20 protein-coding genes and 1 pseudogene are annotated in these 23,150 nt (G+C 42.8%); 9 read left to right on the forward strand and 12 right to left on the reverse strand.

Annotated elements, in window-relative coordinates:
• Window position 1: 1 nt before the first annotated feature.
• The gene (locus JHD45_RS11150; protein WP_199476596.1) at window positions 2-421 is read right to left on the reverse strand and encodes an RNA-binding S4 domain-containing protein; all 420 of its coding nucleotides are present in this window, start codon (window positions 419-421) and stop codon (window positions 2-4) included.
• A 45-nt stretch (window positions 422-466) separates the two neighbouring features.
• Here JHD45_RS11150 and cysQ point away from each other — a divergent pair, with 45 nt between their 5' ends.
• Window positions 467-1,321 carry a 3'(2'),5'-bisphosphate nucleotidase CysQ gene (cysQ, locus tag JHD45_RS11155; protein WP_199476597.1) on the forward strand — a complete coding sequence of 285 codons (855 nt, stop codon included), beginning with the start codon at window positions 467-469 and terminating at the stop codon, window positions 1,319-1,321.
• 256 nt (window positions 1,322-1,577) lie between these two features.
• On the opposite strand, the gene JHD45_RS11160 is transcribed toward cysQ, so the two are convergent.
• The 5 genes from JHD45_RS11160 to JHD45_RS11180 all read right to left on the reverse strand — a co-directional run bounded on the left by JHD45_RS11160 (window position 1,578) and on the right by JHD45_RS11180 (window position 7,354).
• Entirely contained in the window at window positions 1,578-3,170 is a 1,593-nt protein-coding gene (locus JHD45_RS11160) for an alpha-amylase family glycosyl hydrolase (protein WP_199476598.1), read from the reverse strand.
• 1 nt (window position 3,171) lies between these two features.
• Entirely contained in the window at window positions 3,172-4,200 is a 1,029-nt protein-coding gene (locus JHD45_RS11165; RefSeq protein WP_199476599.1) for an ABC transporter ATP-binding protein, read from the reverse strand.
• Window positions 4,201-4,212: 12 nt separating this feature from the next.
• Window positions 4,213-5,046, reverse strand: a complete 834-nt coding sequence (locus JHD45_RS11170) for a carbohydrate ABC transporter permease (protein WP_199476600.1) — start codon at window positions 5,044-5,046, stop codon at window positions 4,213-4,215.
• Window positions 5,043-6,005, reverse strand: coding sequence for a carbohydrate ABC transporter permease (locus tag JHD45_RS11175; RefSeq protein ID WP_199476601.1), 963 nt, complete (start codon window positions 6,003-6,005; stop codon window positions 5,043-5,045). Before JHD45_RS11175 ends, JHD45_RS11170 begins: the two co-directional genes overlap by 4 nt.
• Window positions 6,006-6,076: 71 nt before the next feature.
• Window positions 6,077-7,354: an ABC transporter substrate-binding protein gene (locus JHD45_RS11180; protein ID WP_199476602.1), complete on the reverse strand. Its 1,278-nt coding sequence runs from the start codon at window positions 7,352-7,354 to the stop codon at window positions 6,077-6,079.
• Between the two features lie 237 nt (window positions 7,355-7,591).
• Between JHD45_RS11180 and JHD45_RS11185 the strand changes: the two genes are divergently transcribed.
• The 4 genes from JHD45_RS11185 to JHD45_RS11200 all read left to right on the forward strand — a co-directional run bounded on the left by JHD45_RS11185 (window position 7,592) and on the right by JHD45_RS11200 (window position 11,685).
• Entirely contained in the window at window positions 7,592-8,557 is a 966-nt protein-coding gene (locus tag JHD45_RS11185) for a LacI family DNA-binding transcriptional regulator (RefSeq protein WP_199476603.1), read from the forward strand.
• Window positions 8,558-8,723: 166 nt separating this feature from the next.
• Window positions 8,724-9,503, forward strand: coding sequence for a ThuA domain-containing protein (locus tag JHD45_RS11190; protein ID WP_199476604.1), 780 nt, complete (start codon window positions 8,724-8,726; stop codon window positions 9,501-9,503).
• A complete protein-coding gene (locus JHD45_RS11195) occupies window positions 9,503-10,552 on the forward strand; it encodes a Gfo/Idh/MocA family protein (RefSeq protein ID WP_199476605.1) in 1,050 nt (349 codons plus the stop codon). Before JHD45_RS11190 ends, JHD45_RS11195 begins: the two co-directional genes overlap by 1 nt.
• A gap of 26 nt (window positions 10,553-10,578) precedes the next feature.
• Window positions 10,579-11,685 carry a Gfo/Idh/MocA family protein gene (locus JHD45_RS11200; protein WP_199476606.1) on the forward strand — a complete coding sequence of 369 codons (1,107 nt, stop codon included), beginning with the start codon at window positions 10,579-10,581 and terminating at the stop codon, window positions 11,683-11,685.
• Between the two features lie 81 nt (window positions 11,686-11,766).
• On the opposite strand, the gene JHD45_RS11205 is transcribed toward JHD45_RS11200, so the two are convergent.
• The 5 genes from JHD45_RS11205 to JHD45_RS11225 all read right to left on the reverse strand — a co-directional run bounded on the left by JHD45_RS11205 (window position 11,767) and on the right by JHD45_RS11225 (window position 16,423).
• Window positions 11,767-12,540 (reverse strand): DNA-binding domain-containing protein, encoded by a 774-nt coding sequence (locus JHD45_RS11205; protein WP_199476607.1) that lies wholly within the window; start codon window positions 12,538-12,540, stop codon window positions 11,767-11,769.
• A gap of 12 nt (window positions 12,541-12,552) precedes the next feature.
• Entirely contained in the window at window positions 12,553-13,521 is a 969-nt protein-coding gene (locus JHD45_RS11210; protein WP_199476608.1) for a DUF692 domain-containing protein, read from the reverse strand.
• Window positions 13,522-13,527: 6 nt separating this feature from the next.
• Window positions 13,528-14,160, reverse strand: a complete 633-nt coding sequence (locus JHD45_RS11215; RefSeq protein ID WP_199476609.1) for a hypothetical protein — start codon at window positions 14,158-14,160, stop codon at window positions 13,528-13,530.
• A 34-nt stretch (window positions 14,161-14,194) separates the two neighbouring features.
• A complete protein-coding gene (locus JHD45_RS11220; protein WP_199476610.1) occupies window positions 14,195-15,634 on the reverse strand; it encodes a ferritin-like protein in 1,440 nt (479 codons plus the stop codon).
• Window positions 15,635-15,811: 177 nt separating this feature from the next.
• Window positions 15,812-16,423 carry a TetR/AcrR family transcriptional regulator gene (locus tag JHD45_RS11225; protein ID WP_067011832.1) on the reverse strand — a complete coding sequence of 204 codons (612 nt, stop codon included), beginning with the start codon at window positions 16,421-16,423 and terminating at the stop codon, window positions 15,812-15,814.
• A gap of 159 nt (window positions 16,424-16,582) precedes the next feature.
• On the opposite strand from JHD45_RS11225, the gene fabF reads away from it, so the two are divergent.
• Window positions 16,583-17,857 (forward strand): beta-ketoacyl-ACP synthase II, encoded by a 1,275-nt coding sequence (gene fabF, locus JHD45_RS11230; RefSeq protein ID WP_199476611.1) that lies wholly within the window; start codon window positions 16,583-16,585, stop codon window positions 17,855-17,857.
• A gap of 390 nt (window positions 17,858-18,247) precedes the next feature.
• Window positions 18,248-19,738 (forward strand): glycosyltransferase family 39 protein, encoded by a 1,491-nt coding sequence (locus tag JHD45_RS11235; RefSeq protein WP_199476612.1) that lies wholly within the window; start codon window positions 18,248-18,250, stop codon window positions 19,736-19,738.
• A 52-nt stretch (window positions 19,739-19,790) separates the two neighbouring features.
• Here JHD45_RS11235 and JHD45_RS11240 read toward each other — a convergent pair.
• A pseudogene (locus JHD45_RS11240) lies at window positions 19,791-20,222 on the reverse strand (TRAP transporter large permease subunit); the annotation flags it as partial.
• Between the two features lie 252 nt (window positions 20,223-20,474).
• On the opposite strand from JHD45_RS11240, the gene JHD45_RS11245 reads away from it, so the two are divergent.
• Entirely contained in the window at window positions 20,475-21,956 is a 1,482-nt protein-coding gene (locus JHD45_RS11245) for a GMC oxidoreductase (protein ID WP_199476613.1), read from the forward strand.
• Window positions 21,953-23,150: aminotransferase class III-fold pyridoxal phosphate-dependent enzyme (locus JHD45_RS11250; RefSeq protein WP_199476614.1), on the forward strand; the 1,198-nt coding region annotated here is incomplete at its 3' end. The genes JHD45_RS11245 and JHD45_RS11250, both read left to right, overlap by 4 nt.

Genomic DNA, 23,150 nt, shown 5'->3' on the forward strand with positions numbered 1-23,150 from the left:
ACTAGCCTTGATCGCTGAAAATGTCTTTTTTCAATTGCCTAATATCACGTCGCTCTTTCTTGTTTGGTTTATGGTCTGACATGATTCGACCACCGAAAGATTTGTTTTGAATCGCACGCTTTTCTCTTTTTTCAATGGACTCAGGTGTTTCTTCATAAAGCATTTGTGCCTCTGGAGCCCCGCGACGTTGCTCACTGATGGCAAGCACTTTGACGACCTTTTCATCCCAGCCTAAGCGCAAGCCAATTAACGCCCCTACTTCCACGTTACGACTTGCTTTGCCTTTGGCACCGTTATATGTCACCTTGCCGCCATCGATGGCATCCTTGCAAAGTGATCGGGTTTTATAAAAACGCGCGGCCCAAAGCCATTTATCCAATCTAACTGCTTGTGGTGTTGACTGCTTTTCTGCTTTACTCATATGAGACAATATCGATCCAGTTTGTAGTTTATGTTTGAGGCTGTTATGCAGGATGTAAATCATCACCCTTTTTTCCAAGCTCTGCAAAAAATAATACACGATGCCGCCGATGTGATCATGCAAATTTATCAACGGGCGGATCTTGGTGTAGAGCAAAAATCCGACGACAGCCCTGTTACCGCAGCGGATCTTGCTGCGCACAATGTCATACTTGCCGGTTTGCAAACATTGACGCCAGCGATCCCTGTGCTGTCTGAAGAAGGAGTCGTTCCCTACTCTGAGCGCTCTAAATGGTCCTCTCTATGGATCGTTGATCCGTTAGACGGCACCAAAGAATTCATCAAGCGTAATGGTGAATTCAGCATTAATATCGCGTTGGTTAAAAATGGACAGCCGATCATCGGTATGGTGTATCTACCGACGACTTCCGAAGGCTACTTTGGGGTGACGCAATCGTACCAAGGCTTGCCCATCGGGGCGGTAAAATGGCATGGTAAGGACTTTGAAAGCATTAAAATGCGAGAGCCACGGGATCCAATCGTTGTAATGACCAGTCGTAGTCATGGCCCAGCCTTACCAGCCGATTTAAAAGAAACCCTTAAAGGCGCTTATGATCAAGTTCGTGAGCTCCCTAAAGGTAGCTCGATAAAAGGCTGTCGAATTGCCGAAGGTATTGCTGACCTTCATCTGCGTCGTGGTCCCACTAGCGAATGGGATACAGCAGCACAACAAGCTATCATCGAAGCGGCTGGCGGCATGCTGGTGACACCAGAGGGCAAACCCTTTCGCTATAACCAAAGAGAAACTCTCCTTAATGGGCATTTCTTCGTCTCAGGTAGTGAGCTTGCTCCTCATGTATTGGATTGGTATCAGCTCCATGATAAAGACGAAGAAGACTAATGGACGTTGCCTTGCCCACTCAATACCCTCAAAGCTTGTTGATTAAATAGACTCTTTATTCGAGTTTTTCAGGATAAGTAAGTGTTTACTTATCCTGAACGCATTTGAGTGAACCCTAGATAGATCAATGACCCACTATTTCGGACGAGCTTTAGCCAGAAGAATCAATTGTGCTCTCCTGGCTTTGGCTTATCTCATTGTTTCACGTGAAATATTTTTGAGTTGAAAAAGCCCTGGTACAAACATAGGGGCTATTTTACCTTGATAGAAAAATAAAACCGTTTGCCTCCAATACCACCTGTTGTTCTTCTATATTAGCGTTACCAAACTTAATACACTGACTAAATTCAGTGGTATTTTGATAGGTGGCAAATGTATTACTTAGGTTAAAGATACATAAGATGGTGTCACCCCGAACATATGCTAACAACGAGTCATCATCCTTGATAAACTGAGTCTTACCATTGCGCAGCGCTGGGATTTTTTTGCGAAATGCAAGCATGTCACGATAAAAATTGAGTACGGAGAATGGATCATTTTGTTGATCCGCAACATTTAATTGTCGCTGAGCGTCTTTGACGGGAAGCCATGGGGGGGAAGAGGAGAAGTCCGAGAACTCTGAGCTATCCCAGTTCATAGGGGTTCGACAACCGTCTCTTCCTTTGTCTTCAGGCCAAAACTCAATGCCTTGCGGGTCAACCAGTTCGTCATAGTTTAGATCTGCTTCCTGTTGGCCAAGCTCTTCACCTTGATACAAGCAGACAGAGCCTTCTAAACTGAGTAACAAGGCACAAGCCTGTTTAGCTAAAGCGGTTGGATCTTCAGTGTGTTTTTTCCAGCGACTAATATGTCGAACCACATCGTGATTAGAAAAGGCCCAACAAGGCCACCCATTTGGGGCGAGTCGGAAAAATTCGGTTACTTGTTTTGAAAAATGTTTAGGCGAAAATGAAGGGCTTAACATTTCAAATGAGTATGCCATGTGTAATCGTTGGTCTGTGGTATATTCCCCCATCATCTCTATCGGATGGTGGCTTTCACCGATCTCTCCAACGGATGTCGTTGCTTCATATTCATCGAGTAACGCTCTAAACTTTTTAAGAAAAACCAAGTTTTCGGGTTGGTTTTTTGAAAACAAATGGTACTGCATGTTGTAAGGATTCCAATCCGTTACAGACTTTTGACGAAAGTCTGCAGCATTATCCCGCAGTAATTTATCATGAAAATAATAATTCACCGTATCGAGACGAAAACCATCCACGCTCCGCTCTAACCAAAATCTTACAGTACTGAGAATCCATTCTTGGACATCAGGGTTATGGAAATTGAGATCCGGTTGTTGGCGTAAGAAATTATGAAAATAGTATTGTTTACGACGTGTGTCCCATTGCCAGCCGCTACCGCCAAAAATAGACAACCAATTATTTGGTGGTGAACCATCAGGTTTGGCGTCCGCCCAAACATACCAGTCTGCTTTATCATTGGTTTGATCTTGGCGGCTTTCCAAGAAATGAGGGTGTTGATCACTGGTGTGTGAGAGAACTTGATCTATGATAACTTTAAGACCCAAGCGGTGGGCCTTGGCAATCATTTCATCAAAATCTGCGAGTGTTCCAAAAGACGGATCTATATCCGTATAATTTGAAACGTCGTAACCCATGTCTTTCATTGGTGATGTAAAGAATGGCGATAGCCAAATAGCATCAACACCCAAGTCCGCTATATGATCCAAGCGGCTTGTAATGCCTGGGATATCGCCTATACCGTCACCATTACTATCCATAAAAGAGCGCGGATAAATTTGATAGGTAACACTGCCACGCCACCATTCTTGTTCAGTTAAATTCATTTTAAATAGCCTCTTGGTAAGATTTTGAAGGGTTTGGTAAGCCATTATTGTCAAATCGATGGAGATGTTTTTCTAACGGGCGAACACTTAGGCGAGTCCCCAATTTAATGCGTTCTTGTCCATCCAGACGTACAACTAAATGATCACTTGTACCTAAATCTATGAATACAAAAAAATCTGAGCCTAGGTTCTCTGTATGCATGACCTCCCCGCTCCATATCCCATTATGCTGATCGACAACAAGATGCTCGGGGCGAATGCCGAGGGTGTGGCAATGGTGTTGTTCTGCGATGTTACCAGTGAGGAAGTTCATCTTTGGTGAACCAATAAAGCTGGCAACAAAAAGAGATTTAGGTTGATTGTAGAGTTCTTCTGGTGTACCGACTTGCTCAATGTTGCCGTCTCTGAGAACACAAATACGATCCGCTAATGTCATGGCTTCCACCTGATCATGGGTAACGTAAATCATGGTTGTGTCTTTCATTTTGTGATGTAGCTTAGCTATTTCTAGTCGCGTATCTACTCGCAATGATGCATCTAGGTTAGATAAAGGTTCGTCAAAGAGAAAAACCCTTGGGTCACGGACAATCGCACGTCCAATCGCAACGCGTTGACGCTGTCCGCCTGATAACTGCTTTGGCAAACGATCTAGTAAATGCTCTATTTGCAACATCTTCGCTGCTTCAAGCACTCTATTTTTCATTTCTTGAGGTGACGTATTGGCGAGTTTTAATCCAAACGCCATATTTTTGTACACAGACATGTGTGGATATAGAGCATAGGATTGGAAAACCATGGCGATGCCTCGTTCTGATGGCACCTTGTGATTCATGGATACGCTATCAAATAGTAGCTCTCCAGATGTAATGTCTTCTAATCCACAAATAAGACGTAATAATGTTGATTTGCCGCAACCGGAAGGGCCGACAAAAACCATAAATTCACCTGCGTTGATGGTGAGGTCGACACCTCGGATAACGTCTGTACTGCCAAAGGTTTTTCTTAGATTTTTAAGTTCAATTTTAGCCATAATGAAGACTCCTTAGCCTTTCACGCCACCAGCGGTTAGGCCGGAGACAATTTTTCGCTGGAAAATCAGCACCAAGACCACCAACGGAACGGTGACCAGTACAGAAGCTGCCATAATGAGCCCCCAAGGTGTTTCGTATTGAGATGAGCCTGATAACATGGCGATGGCCACGGGGACCGTACGCATGCTCTCTGAGGCGGTGAATGTCAACGCGAATAGAAATTCGTTCCAAGCCCCGATAAACGCCAGCAACCCTGTGGTGACTAGGGCTGGCCACAGTAAGGGCATAAAAATTTGCGTGATAATGGTCCAAGGTGTGGCACCATCAACAATAGCTGCTTCTTCTATTTCTACCGGTAAATCTCGCATAAAGGTGGTTAACACCCAAACGGTAAAGGGCAAGGTAAAAATGGTATAGGACAGAATCATGGCCCAAGGTGTGTTGTAGATGCCAATAAATCGGATCAGTTCAAATAGACCTGCTAGAACTGCTATTTGCGGAAACATCGAAATGGCTAAGATGCTCATAAGCAATAACCCTCGCCCCCTAAAGCGTACTCGAGCTAAGGCATATGATGCAGTAACTGCCAGTAGCAACGCGCATGCAACTGTAGTGCTTGCGATGAAGACTGAGTTCAACGTGCTCCTGATAAACTCGCCGTTATGCAATATGTCTATGTAGTTACTGAAATTGAACGAAGAGGGAAAGTAGTTCACCTTAAATAGGTCTGTGCCCGTTTTTAGGCTGGTTAAAATCGCATAGTAAAATGGGAAAACCGAAATAAGGACGATGACCACCACCACAGCATAAAAAGCAGTCTTTTTGAGTAGCATTTTTCTTGTCATGATTTGTCTCCACTTAGGTCAATCTTGCCCAGCCAGATATAGAGCACGACAAACAGGGCAATAATGGCAAAGAGTAAGGTGGATTGGGCTGAGCCATAGGCAAACTTGTCAAAGTCAATGAGGTTCTCTCGGGAGAGGATTGACATGGTTTTTGTAGCGTTTGAGTTAGGTGTCAGTACATAGACCAAATCAAACATGCGTAAAGCATCAAGCGTTCGAAATATAACGGCAACCATAAGTGCGGGTTTTACCAAGGGTAAAGTGACTTGGAAGAACACTTTTATAGGATGTATACCGTCTATTTTGGCTGACTCATACATGTCTCTAGGGATCATTTGTAAGCCTGCGAGGCACAGCAGAGCCATGAAAGGAGTCGTCTTCCAAATATCGACAATGATTACCGATAACATAGCGGTATCAAGGTTGGCAGTCCAAGCCATTTTATGGTCAATCAAACCAATGCTTAATAACATGTTATTGATGATGCCGAACTGATCGTTGAACATCCATGCCCATATCTTTGCTGATACAATCGTGGGAATAGCCCATGGTATTAAGATCGCTGCACGTACTAGGCCTCGGCCTTTAAACTCTGCATTTAATACTAGGGCGACCATTAGACCGAAAATGGTTTCTAAAGAGACTGAAACCAGTGCAAATTTCACGGTATTCCATACAGCATTCCACCAAGCTGGGTCGGCCAAGGTTCCTGAATAAATGGTGTGTCCTGACGAAAGGGTTTTCCACGTCAAATAGTTTTTAAAACCAATCCACTCTCCGCCATAAAGGTTGGTCAAAGAAGTATTGGTAAATGAAAAATAAATTGAGCGTAGTAATGGCCAAGCTGCAACACAAAACAAGACAATTAGCATGGGAGCAAGGAACCAGAATGCCGCACGTAGCTTTTGGCGCTGTAAACTGGAGGTTCCTGGGGGGGGTAAGATAGCTTTGTTAAACATACAAGGGCTTCCTATGTCGAAAGGAAGGGATCAAACGATGATAAGTCTTTGAGTCCCGTCAATAGTCCGAATTACCAGTGATTGCCTTTTAATGTTTGAAGTTCGTATTCGAGTAATTCGAGGTTGTCTTTTGCTGATCCACTGCCCGCAAGTGTGTCGTGAACGGCGGAGAAAAACTTAGAGGAGACCTCGTTGTATTTAATTTTTGTGGGCGCGGAAGGACGGGGAACGGCGTGTAAAAACACGTTTTTCCATTGGGCAATAAAAGGTTCCTGTTGGTTTATGTCTTGATCATCATAAAGGGAAATAATGGTTGGTAAATTCGATGAATGGAGAGCTCGATACTTTTGTACTTCTTTCGAAGCGAGAAATTTCACCAATGAAATGGCGGCCTCTTTATGTTTAGAGTATTTCGAAACAGCCAGATTCCATCCACCTAGTGTTGCTGCTGACTTATTGTTTCCCCCACCGCTTGGCAAAGGCGCAATTCCAAATTTATTTTTAATAGCACTGTCATCCCCGTTACCTAGAGCATAGGCATAAGGCCAATTGCGCATAAAAACGGCATTACCTGTTTGCCAGACGCCTCGAGATTCCTCTTCTTTATAAGCTAAAACACCTTCTGGAGAAATATTACCTATCCAAGATTTTGCCATGTTAAGAGCGGCTACTGCTTTTGGATTATTGATTGAAATCGTACCGTCCGCTTCCACTATCTGACCGCCACCATATGATTTAATCCATTCTAACGCATTGCAAGTCAAGCCTTCATAAGCGCTACCTTGCCACACAAATCCCCACATATCAGGGTGGCCTGTCTCACGCTCCTTGGTTTGTATGTATTTGGCCGTCGCAGTGAGTTCTTGCCAGGTTTTTGGTACTGCTTTATGGTATTTTTCGAGAAGATCTTTACGATAATAAAGGGCGGGAGCGTCAGTAAAGATAGGAAGAGCGACCAGTCGCCCATTAGTTGTTTGTGATGCAATGATCGAAGGAAAGTTCTGCGCGACAATATCTTTTGTATAAGGTGTTAGATCAACGAAGTTATCGGCCAGTTGCGGGGCCCAAGTCACATCCGTTTGATACACATCAATATCTGGGTTCCCTGCTGCTAACCATAGGCGATATTGGCTAAATTGGTCTGTCGTCGACGATGGCATCGGCAGGACGGCCAGTGTATTTCCCGTGCGTTGCTCCCACGGTTTTACGAGTTTTTTCAGTACCTCAATATCTTTACCAACGGCCCCAGACGCTAGCACGACTTTAGCTGCGTGTGCGCTACCGGTAGTCGATGCCATTATCGAAAGGCATAGCAAAGACGAGTTTATTAACTGCCACGCTTTTTTCATGGTTATACTCCTATTTTAATTTTTGTTTTTCGAGTTTTATACTAAAACAGAACGTAAACGTTTACTCTTTTTTTAAAACTAAAGTAAACGTTTACTCTAGTCAACAAAATATCCGTTTTTTTAATTTTTTTAAGCCAGTGCGTTTGAAAGAAGCGTATTTTGCTCTAGTCGCTTGCGGGATGGATTTGCGATATTCTTATCGACATTTTTAAATCATTCAGAAGAGGCCCAATTCGCATGAGTAATAAATCTGTTACGATTCATGAATTAGCCAGTTTAGCTGGTGTTTCTATAGCATCGGTAAGTCGAGCATTAAATGGAAAACCTGGCATTAGTGAAGCTCTTCGTTCGCGAATTCTATCTCTGAGTGAAGAGATTAATTACAAACCGAATGTTATGGCTCGTCAGCTGATCTCTGGAAAAACGCCAGTTGTGGCATTATGTATGCCCCCTTCTCCTTATGAATTTTCTGATAGGCCTTATTTTGTTCATCTTTATCAAGCACTAACCTTATATCTGCATCGAAAGGGTTTAGTGCCAGTTTTATTTGCTTACGAAAATATTGAGGACGTGTTTTCGCAGGCAAGTTCTGCGATTTTATTGGGCGCTACTGAGGATGATCGTCCTGAAATTTTTGAACGCCAAAAGTTCCCCTATGTGACGTTAGAAACCGGGGTGGGTGCTTCTGTTGTGACTGATGAGGCAAATGGCGTGTATAAGTTGACACACTATTTGTTTAAAAAAGGTCGGAAAAAGATGCTTTTTTTAGGGGAAAATATCGATATTTCGACAAGCCAAGCGCGATTACGTGGCTACCGAAAAGCGATTGGAGAATTAGGGCTTGAAGAAAACTTTGATAATGTGTCTCGTCAAGTTAGCTCTTCTTTAAGTGCTTACCGTCAGATGATTGCGCATTTTCAATCATCTGAGCCTTTCCCTTATGACACTGTTATTTGCGCAAATGATGAATTAGCGGTTGGTGTTATTCAAGCTGCAGAGGATGCTGGGTACAAAGTTCCTGAGGATATCTCTGTAACGGGCTTTGATGACCTTCCACGATTCTCAAACAAGATTACAACGATCCATCAAGATATTCCCAAAATTGCAGAGGCGGCTGTCGATTTGCTATCAGAGCAATTAGATGGGTTGCCTCCGCGTGTCGTTGAAGTAATGACGCGTCTCGTTAGCCGAGAAAGTGCTTAGCTTTCTTGTAGCCCCTCTCCTTCCTTTCTAATCTTCCCTTGGTGCTCTTCGTAAATTTTTTGCTAAAAGGGCTTTTATTTTTTTGAGTAAACGTTTAACTTCTATAAAGTAAACGTTTACTATGTTTGTTTTCCATTATCAAAAAAATAATATCGAGGAGAAAAAAATGGCAATCAAAGTGACTGTATGGGGTGAAAACGTCCATGAAAAAACCAATGAAGTGGTCACCCGTATTTACCCAGATGGTATGCATAACTGTATCGCTGCAGGCTTGAATGAAGATCGGGATATTGAAGCATCGAGTGTTACTTTGCAGGATAAAGAGCATGGTCTTAGCGAAGAAAAATTAGAAAACACAGATGTTTTGATTTGGTGGGGGCATGCTGCCCATGGTGACGTTGCCGATAAGATTGTGGATCGTGTTCAGAAGCGAGTGCTCGAAGGAATGGGCTTATTAGTTCTACACTCTGGTCATTATGCCAAAATTTTTAAACGTTTAATGGGGACAACCTGCTCCCTAAAATGGCGTGAAGCTGGTGAACGTGAACGACTCTGGGTGGTTAATCCGGGGCACCCGATTGTTCAAGGTGTAGGTGATTGTATTGAATTACCTCACACAGAAATGTATGGCGAACCCTTCGCTGTTCCAAACCCTGATGAAGTGATTTTTATCAGTGCGTTTGAAGGAGGAGAAGTATTCCGTTCAGGTCTTGTCTATCGTCGTGGTAATGGAAAAATCTTCTATTTCCGTCCGGGCCATGAAACCTATCCAATTTACTATGATGAGAAGGTGAAACGCGTTCTAAAAAATGCGGTGAAATGGTCACAGCCTGAGGGTCGCCGTTGGATCGACTCATGTCCTTGTGTCCCTGTTGATCAAGCTCCAAACCCTATTGAAGTGAAAGGAGAAGGTTTGCATAAACCTGGTGAAGAGGGCTTCAAATAATGATTCGCATCGGCATTATTGGGACTGGCGGTATGGCGCGAGTTCACGTAGAAGAGTTTTCTAAAATTGCCAGTTGCGAAGTGGTCGCCGCGTGCGATCTAAATGCTTCGCGCCTTACAAACTTTGTTGAAGCTCATAATATTCCTTATGCTTTTGGGTCGGTAGAAGCGCTACTAAGCAGCGGCCAGGTGGACGCAGTCTCTATTGTGACACCGGATCCATTTCATAAAAGTATCTCAATACAGGCCCTAGAAGCGGGCATGCATGTGCTATGTGAAAAGCCGTTAGCACTTAATGCATTGGATGCCCAAGAAATGACGGATGTTGCGCACCGTGCTAAGCGCATTAATATGGTCAATTTGAGTTATCGAAATGCGCATTCCTTACAAAAAGCACGAGAACTTATTGCCGCAGGACGCATTGGTAATATCCGCCACGTAGAAGCCAGCTATCTACAGAGTTGGTTGGTTTCTCCAAAATGGGGTGATTGGAAAACGGAGGACGCTTGGCTATGGCGATTATCAAGTGCACATGGCAGTAAAGGGGTTCTAGGAGATGTTGGTGTTCACATCCTCGACTTTGTCCGTTTCCCTGTCGGTGATTTTGCTAGTGTGAATTGCAGCTTAACCACATTCGATAAAGCTGAAAATAATCAGATTGCTGAATATCACCTTGACGCCAACGACAGTGCTTTGATCACGGCTCGAATGAACAATGGAGCCATGGCGTCCATTCATGCCTCCCGCTGGGCAACTGGGCACCTTAATGATTTGCGCTTAGTGATTCATGGTGACAAAGGCGCAGTGAAAGTCTCGCTAAAATTAGACCAAGAATGGGATCGTTTGGAAGTGTGCTTAGATGATGACGTTATTGATTGTGTGTGGAAAGAACTTAAATGTGACCACACACCGAATATATATCAGCGTTTTATTCAAAGTATTCTGTCTGGCGTACAGGACCAGCCTGACTTCGAAGCAGGATTGCAGGTACAACGCGTGCTGGATGCCTGCGAACAATCAGATCAGTCAGGTCAGACGGTACTGCTTTAGATTGAGTCACTTTAGGAGACAGTGGGATGGCGATATTACGATGGGGAATGGTGGGCGGTGGAGAGGGAGCCTTTATTGGTGATGTTCACCGTATGGCCGCCCGTTTGGATGGAGGCTACCAGCTTGTCGCTGGTTGCTTTTCTTCCAGTCCTGAAAAAACAAATTTATCGGCGAAAGCGCTAGGAGTGGAAGTAGACCGCGCCTACTCTGACTTTAATACCATGGCTGAGGTGGAAAGCCAGCGAGAAGATGGCATTCAAGTGGTGAGTATTGTTACACCTAATTTTTTGCATTATGACAATGTTAAGGCTTTTTTAGACCGCAGAATTGCTGTGATTTGTGAAAAACCACTTACAGTTTCATTGCTCCAAGCTCAAGAATTACAGACTTTGGCAAAGAAGCAAAATACCTTTCTTGCTGTAACCTATAACTATGTTGAAAACCCGATGGTTAAGGTGGCACGAGAATTGGTCAAAAAGGGAGAGTTAGGTGAGTTGTTAATGGTCGATGCTTACTACCTACAAGATTGGTTGGCATTAGATATTGAAAGTACCGGTCAAAAACAAGCGGCTTGGCGTACTGATCCAGCCAAGACAGGGCGTGCTGGATGCCTAGGAGATATTGGTATTCATGCATATAACTTGCTGAGTTACTTGATTGGTTATTCTGCATCAAGGGTTAATGCAAGTTTGACTAGTTTTGTGGCGGGTAGACGTGTGGATGACCATGCGGATATTCAACTAGGCTACAAGGACAATATTCTGCAAGGTCGGATATTGGCTTCACAAGTGATGACGGGCCATGAAAATGATCTGGGCTTTCGTTTGACGGGGCGTAAAGCAACCCTTGAGTGGCGGCAAGAAACACCTAATGAGCTTTGGTTTAAACCACTTGGCGCACCGGCTCAACGTATGACTCGAAATGGTGCAGGTTATCCTGAATCGTTAAATGCTGTGTGCTATGTCCCCGCAGGCCATCCAGAAGGATATTTAGAAGCCTTTGCAAATGTCTATCAGAATATACGGATGGCTTTATTGGAGAAGGAACTTTCATATTATCCTAATATTGACCAGGCAGTTAAGGATATGGAGTTTGTAGAGGCGTGTTTACAATCGAACGATCAAGGTCATTGATGCGCTGTGGAATACAGTGTCTAGGAGATAAGAATAGTCAGTTTTACTCTTCTTATCTCCATGTTTCACTTAAAATATTTTTCAAAGTTTATCCTGTTTGGCTGCTAATATACCTAACTCGATCCAGGACGCCTTGATAGTGGAGAGAGACGTTGTTTCTACTTCCTTGACGGCTTCCTTCCAGCTATATCCGTCATTTAGCGTTTTTACTAATGCGATTTCGATGGGGTTGTGAAGATCGAGGACTCCTATTTTATAGCGGTGTCGGTAGACAAGACAGGTTTCTGGTTGCGGTAAAGGTATATCGACTTTGGGGTTATGTTTTAGATTGTTAAAGAATTGATTAATAGGATATTGGTGTTCGCATAAGTGGCTAACGGGGTTGATGACGAGTTGTTCTTCAGGCACGTGGACAGTGGCTTCTGTGTAGTCGTCAGTAATAGGCTGATCAAATAACACTGTCAGTAGATATTCAAATTGTGCTAACTCGATAATAAAAGAAGGCCAATCCTCCTCTTCTTCTATGTCGGTCGGTCTAGTGGTTAATAAGTATTCGGCAAATCGTTCACCTAGGTTGTTCAATGTGTAGCTATTTGAGGGATAGGTTCGTAGGTATTCCGAACAAAATAGATGAAATAGCGGTGCGCCAAGAGCGAGTTTTAATCCCCCAAACTGGGCCGCCATACATTGCTCTAATCTTGCCGTATAGCTGTGTTGATAGATGGCAAGATGCTGTGAGGCTGTTAAAGCGGGGGAAGCTTCAATGAAATGAGTAAAGGCCTGAGAGGACTGAGCAGGGTCGAGTAGAGCCTTCAAGAAGGCATTTTGAAAGGTTTTAAGCGTATCATCTTGCATCGGTCACTCTACTTATTTTCTAGTATTACTGACTAAAAAGTCGATTGGAGTAGCAATTGGTTGGTCGACTAAATGAGGGACGGTTGTGTTGCTGCGCTTAACATGACCGTCCACGAGAACGTGTTTGGCTTGGTGGAGCTCTTCAAGATAGTCTGAAAAATGGGGAATATTGCCATCCCATTCTAGACAGGTTGCCACGCCCCCTGTTTGTTGCCAAGCATATTGAAACAGCGGCCAAACTTCTTCCGAGACCTGTCTGTCATGGGTATCAATAATGTAGTTGCCACAATGTTGATGCCCTGCCAGATGCATTTGCCTGACTGCAGAAAACTCCAACCCTCTAAGATACGTCATAGGGTCAAACTGATTATTAAATGCTGAGACGTAAACGTTATTCACATCAAGTAGCATTTCGCATTGGGTACGACGAAACAGCTCGTTAAAAAACTCCCATTCTGGGATGACCGAATGTTTAAAATGCATATAGGTACTGGGATTTTCCACGACAAGGGGGCGTTTTAGAAAATCTTGGACTTGCAGGATTCGCTCACACACATGCTGTAATGACTCTTCTGTTAAGGGCAAGGGTAGCAAGTCGTGTGAGTTGATATTTAATACACCTGTCCAGCACAAGTGATCGCTAATCCACAATGGTTGGATATCGTCCGCGAGTTTCTTTAGATGCTGCAAATATTGCCAGTCAAGAGGATCCGTGCTGCCAATGGATAAGGACACGCCATGCATCACGATCGGATAGTGCTGCGCTATTTGATTGAGAATATGGCGAGGTCGGCCGCCAGAATCCATAAAGTTCTCTGATATGATTTCAAACCAAGCCACATCGGGTTGGTGTTGCAAGATCTCATGGAAATGTTGGCTGCGTAAGCCTAACCCCAACAGGTTTTGGATGTCGAGCTCACTTTGAGGGTGAGCTCCAGAACCCGCTAAGCTTACATTTTTCATAAGCGGATGATTGGTCATGTCGTTTTAATCCTTGTCCTTTTCGCAATGACACTCTTCTAGGGTATACTTTAATTCGGCTCGGCTTTTGTCGATCATTTCTTGGGCATTGGCTGCTGGATCGTTAAAGCCAAAAGAGCAATATTTGTCCCCAGAGTTCCCGCAAGAGTCATAACCCCCATCGAGAGTTTGTAACCACTTTTGTGGCGGACCATTTTTGTATGGGGATGGGCTGACGTTGCGTTTGGCTTTTTCCATACGTTGTTCAAACAGTTCTCTTGCTAAAAGCCAAACACTTTTGCCAGTGTTTGCTCCCATTGTGCTAATGCGTTCGGCTTGAATCGGTGTTGCACAGCTACCTTGGAAGGCGCAGTCATTTTCCCCTGGACGACATTGTTCTGCGGCATCGCCATAGAGTCCGCATCCGCCCTGCCCGCGACAGTTATTGAGCGTATGGCAAACATGCTGCTGAGTCGCACAATAGCCCATTCCGGCACAATCATTGGTGCCAAATCGATCGTGTCCTTTGCAGGCGTTTAATCCCATACAAGCATGAAGCTCCTTTGGGGCTGGTGTTTGATCGGTTGGTTTTGTAGGGTTGGGTGCTGAGCCACAGCCGTTGCTTGGTGTGCTGCCACAGCCATTTTGATTTGCTGACATGTAATTTTCTCCTCAATCTATTTAATCGATTTGGTTAAGCTAAAATGGCCTGTTCAGACTTGGCTAAGTAGCCTTCTAAGGGAACATTGGGTAGATCGTAGATGCGATCTTTCAGGTACGAAATATTGGGATAGGCGCTAGCGGCAATATTAAACAAGTCAATAATCTGTGCCTTTGGAGAGCTGGACGCACTGAAAACGTAGTTTTCAAAGGTGGGGGCTGCTTGGTATTGCAGGCCATCTTTGCCAATATAATTCATATTGGGCAGCTCGCCACACAGAGAGCCCAAAATCCACATCATGGATTTGTGAATACCAAACATGAAAATCTCATATTGGGTGTTTTGCTCAGCACTATAACAAGCCTCAGTCATGACATAGAGGTAGCTACTGACAGCATTGGTCAAGTTGGAAACTTTTTGAATGATGTCTGGGTAATCTGCAGTGTTGGGGTTGGTTTCGAAATTATTGATGAAGAGCGTTTTTGGGTCGAAGTCGTCACCAAGATAGTGTTTGAACTCATCATCGAGTTGCTGCATTTCACACCAAAGTTGATTGAATTTATCGAAGTGGGCCAACTCGCTGCGTTTCTTATCATCATAAGCACCTTCACCAAAGCGCTGACAATCCACGCAATCTTTGCCTCCGACGACTTTGAAGCCAGGACCATGATGCCCCTCGCCTTGTTCTACAATTTCATTTAATGCCTTTAATGCCGATGCTTGATCGATAACGTGAATGAGGTCGCCACTGTCCTCGGCATTTTCAAATTTTGGCTTGTGCTCTTTATTGTAATACAGAGTATCAATATCGTTTTGGGCGTAGTAGCCCATTTTGGGAACCAATTGTGGGCGTCTAGAATCATAGCTTTCTGCCCCTTTAAAGTATTTTTTAATACAATCTTCGATAAAACCGTAAAACTGTCCAATCGTCGTGTAAGGAAGAGGGCTGCCCTTTTTATCCGCCTCTAATAGCTTGTTAGGGCTTTCTATTTGCATAAAGGTATACAGTTGGTCAAAGCTCAATTTCGCGCGATTAATAGGAAAGCTGGGTTCGTGGCCTGGTAAATAAGCGGGCCAAACGGGAGGGACTTTATTGACTAATTGAGGTTTGCCTGCGAGTGCTTGTTTCACGTTGGAAGAAAGAGACATGTGTAGCATCTCTTCAATAACGACGCTCAGGATGGAGGCGCCCGCTTTATTGGCAAAAACCATTATTTTTGCAGAAAGTTCCTTGGCGATGGTGTCGACTTCTTGCTGCGTATAGAGCACTCCTGGTTTCTTCTCTTTGCTTAGCAACTGCGTCTTAATGATTTGACCAATATGGTTTTGGTCGGGGGTTCGGTTTATGGAGTAATAGGTAAAGAGATAGACAGGGATGGTGGCGATCTCAATCTCAATGGCTTGTTGCATTGCTTCAGAAAAATTCTCAGGGGTGACCTCGGTTGGCTGTGAGGCTAAAAATTTAGAAAGCATAATCTCTGTTTCCTTTGTCATAGGGCTATGTCGGTTTAACCTTGGAACAAAGTAATCTCTAGAGACGCCGCCGTCGATTACACGGTGTTACACTAAGAGAAATAAATGCTATTTCAGACCGCCAGCGATCTGTTGATGCTATCGTCAGGAATTAGGTAGGAAGAAAGGAGAAGAGACCTAGCCTTTCACTAGGTCGCTGTCGTCTTCTTTTTGGAAGCCGCTGTTGAGGCGATTGACGATGCGCTCTTGAGCGCGTTTTAAAAAGTCATTTTGCAGTGGTTGGGTAAACGAACGCGCAATCGCAACGGTACCCACCAGTGATACCACCGTTTCTTCTGCCAGTGTTTCCGCATCTTGGCTGCCGCGTTTTTTGAGAATGCCTGCAAGGCGCTCAACAAGACTATCGAAACAGGCTTGATAGGCTTGGCGCACCTTTTCTTCCGTGTGAGCAGCATCAGTAACAAGAAACTCCAGTGGTGATGGATGCTCCTTGTCATTTCGGCTCCAGCTAAGATAGCGGGTGACCATGGCTTTTAGATGGGTTTCTTTGCCTTCGGTTTGCTTGTCATCCCGAGCCCAAAAGGCGTGTGAGGCAGCGAATTGCATGGCCGCTTCATAGAGACTGCTCTTTCCAGAAAAATGCGCGTAAAAAGCGCCATGGGTCATGTTGGCTTGCTTCATGATCTGATGCAGTGTGACGCGATCAAATCCGTGGGCGCAAAACAGCTTTGCCGCCGATTGGAGAATTCTCTGTCGTGTCTTTTCTTTATGCTTTGGGCTGTATGGCATATTTAGTCTCCTAAATATTATCTTGATCATATATAACGCTACTTTAGCATGAAGACTTTCTTCTCGTCGAAATCATTTGCGAGATTGTTATTTGTTTTCTTTGATATTCATCACGACAGAATGAATATCAATAAGTGTATCTATTGCTAAGAGGTCATTATGTCGATTAAAGAGCGTATTGTCATTACTGGAATGGGGATCGTCTCTCCTTTAGGCTTAGGCGTCAGCGCCGTTTGGGACCGTTTAATTAAGGGAGAATCTGGTATTCGTCCTTTACCAGCTGAAATGGTCGAAAACTTAGGGACAAAAATCGCGGGCCAGGTTCCAAGCCATACAGAGCAAGAAAATGGCTTAAACGAAGACGATTACATGACGCCCAAAGAACGCAAACGTATCGATTTGTTTACTCTGTATGCTTTAGCCGCCGCAGAAGAAGCACTAAAACAGGCTAACTGGTTTCCTGAAACAGATGAAGAAAAGGAATCAACCGCAACAGTCATCGGTACTGGAATCGGTGGTTTGCCTGCGCTAACCAATGCCCACAATATTTTAAATGAGCAAGGCGCCCGTCGTCTTTCACCTTTCACAGTACCCAGTTTCTTAGCAAATTTAGCCGCAGGTAATGTCTCCATCAAATATGGCTTTAAAGGCCCATTGGGGGCTCCTGTGACAGCCTGTGCCGCTGGTGTGCAAGCCATCGGTGATGCGGTGCGTATGATTCTGACTGGCGAAGCGAAAGTGGCACTCGCGGGTGGTGCCGAGGGCTGTATTGACCCTTTGTCCATCGGCGGATTTGGTGCTCTAAAAGCCTTATCAACACGTAATGATGCACCTGCAGAAGCGTCTCGTCCGTTCGATAAAGACCGTGAAGGCTTTGTTATCGGGGAAGGTTCTGGGTTGATTGTGATCGAAACCTTAGAACATGCCTTGGCTCGTGGGGCCAAACCTTTGGTTGAGATTGTTGGCTACGGTACCAGTGGTGATGCTTATCATCTAACTTCCGGCCCTGAAGATGGCGATGGTGCGGCTCGTGCGATGAAAGCGGCAATTAAGATGGCAGGCATTGATGTGTCGCAAATTGGCTATGTTAATGCCCACGCCACTTCAACTCCGGTGGGTGATCGTGGTGAGGTTAATGCATTGCGCCGTGTATTTGGCGACTATGTAACCAAGGTTGCTATTTCTTCCACCAAGTCTGCGACAGGGCATTTACTGGGGGCGGCTGGTGGTATTGAAAGTATCTTTAGTGCCCAAGCCATTATGACCTCTATGTTACCACCTACCTTGAATATGCATCATGCTGACGAGGGTATGGAAGATTTGGATTTTGTACCGCTTGTGGCGCGCCAAAAAGAGGTGGAATACGTGTTGTCTAACGGCTTTGGCTTTGGTGGCGTCAACGCGGCTTTGTTATTGAAGCGTTATACGGCTTAACTTAAACTTTCGTACTAATGTATTGATCGTAAGTGAGTATTCACTTTTTTATTCATTATACGAGCGTAAATTCCATTTCATCAAATTTAAAAAAAGGCGATCCAATGAGGTCGTCTTTTTTTGCTATTTAATGCTTTTTTTTATGCATTAATGCAAGTAAATGTCCCAAATATCTTCTATGTAGCAAAGAAAAGTTATTTTTCTCCTGATATCTTTTTCCTCTCTTAATTAATGATTATATTGCCCTCATCATCGGTCAAATTGTAAGACACTAACACCTTTATCCAACATTACAATACATGGATATGGCGTTGTAATGATATTGAGATCCTTTGTTTTACCGTATTTAGTCATGATGATCTGACTAACTCTTTTAGGGAAGATTTCTTTATGCGTTTCTCCACTGTGTATTTTCCCTCGTCCGCTCCTGCTGCCACAAAGGTATATGCTTATCGAGCGGCGTGTGTTTGGTGTTTTATTTACGCTACAGCTTGGGCATTGGCGTCTTTTTCGCTGGATCCAGCGGTCCCCTATGATGCTATAGAGGCATTAAACTGGGCTGTTAATAATGAATGGGGTAGTCCAAAAAATCCTTGGATGATCGGGACTTTTTTCAAGCCTCTATACAGTCTGCATTCGGCTTCATTGTCGGCTTTTTATTGGTACGCTAGCCATTTCTTTGTTACTGGCATTGGCATGCTAGGCTGCTATTGTCTTGCTTATAAGTTGACGGATTCTCGGCCGTTGGCTTGGCTCGCTATGCTGACGTTGAATTTATCGACTGTGATTAACGTCGATGTGATTCCATATAACGATAACTTCCTGCTATTTGGCTCTTGGCCTTGGATCGGATTGTTGTTTATTAAGGCCGTGTATGACTCACCTAAGTGGTGGGTATTATTAGGGGTGCTGCTCGGTCTGGCGACCATGTCAAAATACACCTCTATTTGTCTTGTAGGCATGATCTTTTTCTTTGCCCTTATCGTTCCTTCGGTGCGCCGTTGTTGGCAAAGCCCCTACTTCTACATTGGTGTCGTATGCTTTTTAGCGCTCGTGTTACCAAATGTTTTCTGGTTGATCGATCACAACTTTGCCGCCGTTAAGTGGGTTGGCAGTGAAATGTCTCCCCATTTGAGTATGGAAAACTGGTTACCTTTTTTATCTGTTTTTTATCCTTTGCTGTTTGTCGCAGCATTATTAGGACGAAAAATGGGCCACTTGACTTGGCATGTTCCTGAAAAAGTGTACCTGAGTGCGGGAATTTTGTTGGCGCCTTTAGCTGTGATTATGGGATGGTTTAGCTTTCATCAAGGGGATCGCTTAACGGAATGGTTACAGCCCTTTTTTATGTCGGCACCAGCGGTTTTAGTCGGCTTTCTTTCAAAAGACGTTGGGCGGCATCTACGTCGCCCTTTTAATACTTTAATGGCCTTCGCGCTGATTCTGATTTCGGGTTATATCTTGGTGATGTCTTTGAACATAAAAAATGCCGGTAAGCATTTCAGTGGCATCAAAACCTTTAGTGATGAGGCGATTACTTTTTGGGAACTGAATACCGAAAAGCCATTAACACTGGTGGGCGGCGCGCAATTAGCCCAGTGGTTAACGTTTTATATAGGCTCCCACCCTCAAGTGACGAATAAATGGAGTGAGGAGGCACAAGATAGTATTTATAACCCCCATATTAGCGCTCAAGCGATCGAACGTCAGGGGGTACTCGTGTTAGGCAAGCTGGGTGAAGGATGCCAAAAGGGAGCCTTCTCAGACTTTACTAATGAATGGAAAGGCTTTAAACCCACGGTCCAAGAAGAGGTCACCTTTCAGCCATCTCCGAACAAAACCGCCCAGCGTGTCTGTTTAGGCATTGTTAGCCCCAACTAGGGGCTGTCGTAGCGTGGCGTTTTTATCCGTAAAAATGCCACGCTAGCAAAGGTTAGCTCATCAATTTATTCGGTAGCCAAGTTACGAGCTCTGGCATCAACATCACAATGATAAGCACCAAGAGTTTGATTAGAACAAACGGCGTGATGGATTTGTAGATATCCAGCATCGTAATGCCTGGCGGTGCGATGCCTTTTAAGTAGAACAAGGCGAAACCGTAAGGCGGGGTTTGTACCGCGATTTCAATGTTCAGGATCATCAAGATACCAAACCAAATAGGATCGTAGCCAAGCGACACAGCAATCGGAGTGAAGATGGGTGCGCACATCAAGACGATGATGAAGCCAAGCAATAACATGATGACCTGAAACATCATGATAACAACAATTGGCGGCCAACCTAAGTCCTGTGTGAATCCTGCGACCATGCTTTGAACGCCCATTAGCAAATGGAAGTTACTGAACACCGTCGCACCGAAGATAATCCCAAACAATGGCGAGAAGGCGTTCGGCAATTCGCCGATTAACTGTTCACGGGAGACGATTTTATAGCTTAAATTCGTAGGGATACCTTAGCATTTGACCCTAATCGCAACAATTATTTATTCTAAATATCGAATACTTATAAATTAAGATAAAATTAAGTTTATTCTTTGTTGATTTTTTGTAAATCAAATAATATTTTTTAAAAAAGAATATTAATAATAAAAAGGATTTAATAATAAAAAGGATGTTTTATGAAAATATGTCATATTTCCTCTTATTCAGGACAGTGGGATTTTGATGCTGTTGTTGTCGGGTCTGGTCCATCAGGCTCAGTTGTAGCTAATACTCTCGCATCCAAAGGAAAGAATGTTTTAGTTTTAGAATATGGCCCTCTAGTCTCCCCAGGAACTCTTCATTCTGAGCATCAAAAAAAATTCCCTAAAGCTTTTTCTCATTTAAACGAAAATAACTGTGATCCATGGACTGCATGTTGTGTTGGAGGAGGGATGGAGTTTTATGATGCAATTACCTTTCGTTATAGAGAGTCTGATCTAAAACCTAGCAAATACATTTCTTCAGATATGGATATGGATTGGCCAATATCACTAACTCAATTAAATCCTCATTATGATTGGATTGAGAAGAAACTAAACGTTTCTGGTACAGGATCTAATCCTGAATTTTACAAATCTTCAAGAGCTTATTTAATTTCTGAAGCAATGAAAAATTGTGACCTCAGAGCAAAGCAAATGCCTTTAGCAATTAAATCTGGACAAGATGGATGTAATTATTGTTCAGCTTGTGATGAAAGGTCATGTCCTACGGGGGCGAAAGCTTCTGTTATCTCAAGGTCGATACTTAATGATAAAGGGCTATCAGGTTCCATTACTGTATTATATGGAATTTTTGCTGAAAATATTGAAGAAAATATTGAAGGGTTAATTGATTCAGTAAATTGCATTATCCCATTTTCTGGAAGGAAAATATCAATTACAACACAAAAAATAATTCTGTGTTGCAATGCAATTCAGTCAGCAGCTCTTCTTCTTAGATCTAAAAGCAGTTTTAGTCCGGATGGTATTGGAAATAAAAATGATTTAGTTGGCAGAGGGTTGATGTTCAAGATAAGTGGTTACTCTGTAGGATATTTCGAAAAAAATGTCATACTTGATACTCCTTACTTTGGGCCACATGCAACAATATTTAATGACGATTTTTATGTTAACTCTTCTATACCATCTGGATTGGGAGGTCTTATTTATGAGGCGAATTTTTCAACCGCTGCAGACAATATAGGGAAAATACGTCTCCATTATATAGCTGGTGAAGAATCATGGAGTAAAAATAGAATTATGCTAGACTCTAAGTTTGATGGTTTTGGAATACCATATATAAAATTTTTATATGAAAACTCTAAAATGGATATGAAAAGGATTGAATTCTTAGCTGATATTTCTGAAAAAATTTTATTGAAGGCTGGAGCTGTAAGAATAGAGCGAGAGCCCTTTACTCATGCAAAAGGAAGTTCGCATCTTCATGGTACTTTAAGGGCTGGAGTAGACCCCAAAAAATCAGTTGTTGATTCAGGTGGAAAAGTTCATGGGTATAAAAACTTATATGTTATGGATGGTGGCGTTATGAATTTTTCTGGTAATAGTAATCCTACGCACACTATTATGGCTAATGCTAGAAGAATGGCTTTTGATTTAGTTGATAAGGAGGTGAGTATATGATTTCAAAAAATAAAAATGCAGTATTAGTCGAATGGGAAATAGAGCACAGATCTGAAATTGTTTTCAGCAGCTCTTCTGGTTGTAGTGCATTTGATAAAGATGGTAAAGAATATTTAGATTTAACTGCATGCAGTGGGGCTGCACCTTTAGGAATGAATAGTTTTCTTTTTTTTAAATATAGTAAAGGAAAAATTGAAAAAACCTCAGACTTTTTACCATCACCAGTAAGCGTTGAAAGGCATGCACTGAAAGAATTTTTTTTGAAAAAATATTTTAATCATCCAAGATCATTTTTTTTAAGAACAGGTTCATGTGCTACTGAAGCTGCTGTAAGAATTGCAAGGCGTACAACTGGTAAAGCAATAGTTTTAGTCTCTGGATTTCACGGGTGGCATGAAATTTTTCAGCAGCCTCCATGGGATGAAAAAAATCCTTGTTTAGATAATAATATTATAGATTTTAAATATGATTTAATTCTTTTAGAAAAATATATTTTTGAATTAAATGGGAAGATATCATCTATATTTATAACTCCAGAACCATCAATATTTACACCTGATTATATTAGAAAAATTAGTGAAATTTCTGAAAGAAATGGAATAATTTTTATTGTTGATGAAGTTCTTTGTGGTCTTAGATATTCTTCCGAAGGCTATTGTTATAAACATAATATTAGGGCTGATATAATAACAATAGCTAAAGGTTTGGCTCATGCTACCGCTATGTCTGCCGTTATTGGTACAGAAAAGGCCATGTTTGGAGCTGATTTATCATACCTGGGCAATACTTATTTGAGAGAAAATAAAGCTTTTGCTTTAGCTAATTTAACTCAATCATTTTTTGAAGAATATGACGTAATAAATGAATTAAGAACTAAAGGTGATAGATTAAAAAGACTTTTTATAGATTGTATTCTTAAGCATAATATCCCTGCTAAGGTTATAGGGGATTCAACAATGTTTGATGTGGTGTTTAGTGATGATAACCTGGGATGTAATTTCTCTAAACTAGCCATGTTAAATGGAATATATATAGGATATCCAGCTACTTATATGAGTTCATATGCTATGAATGATGATTTTTTCGATGAACTAAAGATTCGTCTTAATTCAACACTTGAAGAGTTGTCAAGAGAGTTAAGTAATGAATTTTTTGAAAAAGAGTCGATTGTTTCATATGCTAAAAAATCATTTA

This window comes from Marinomonas spartinae, assembly GCF_016461715.1.
Classification (GTDB): Bacteria; Pseudomonadota; Gammaproteobacteria; order Pseudomonadales; family Marinomonadaceae; genus Marinomonas; species Marinomonas spartinae_A.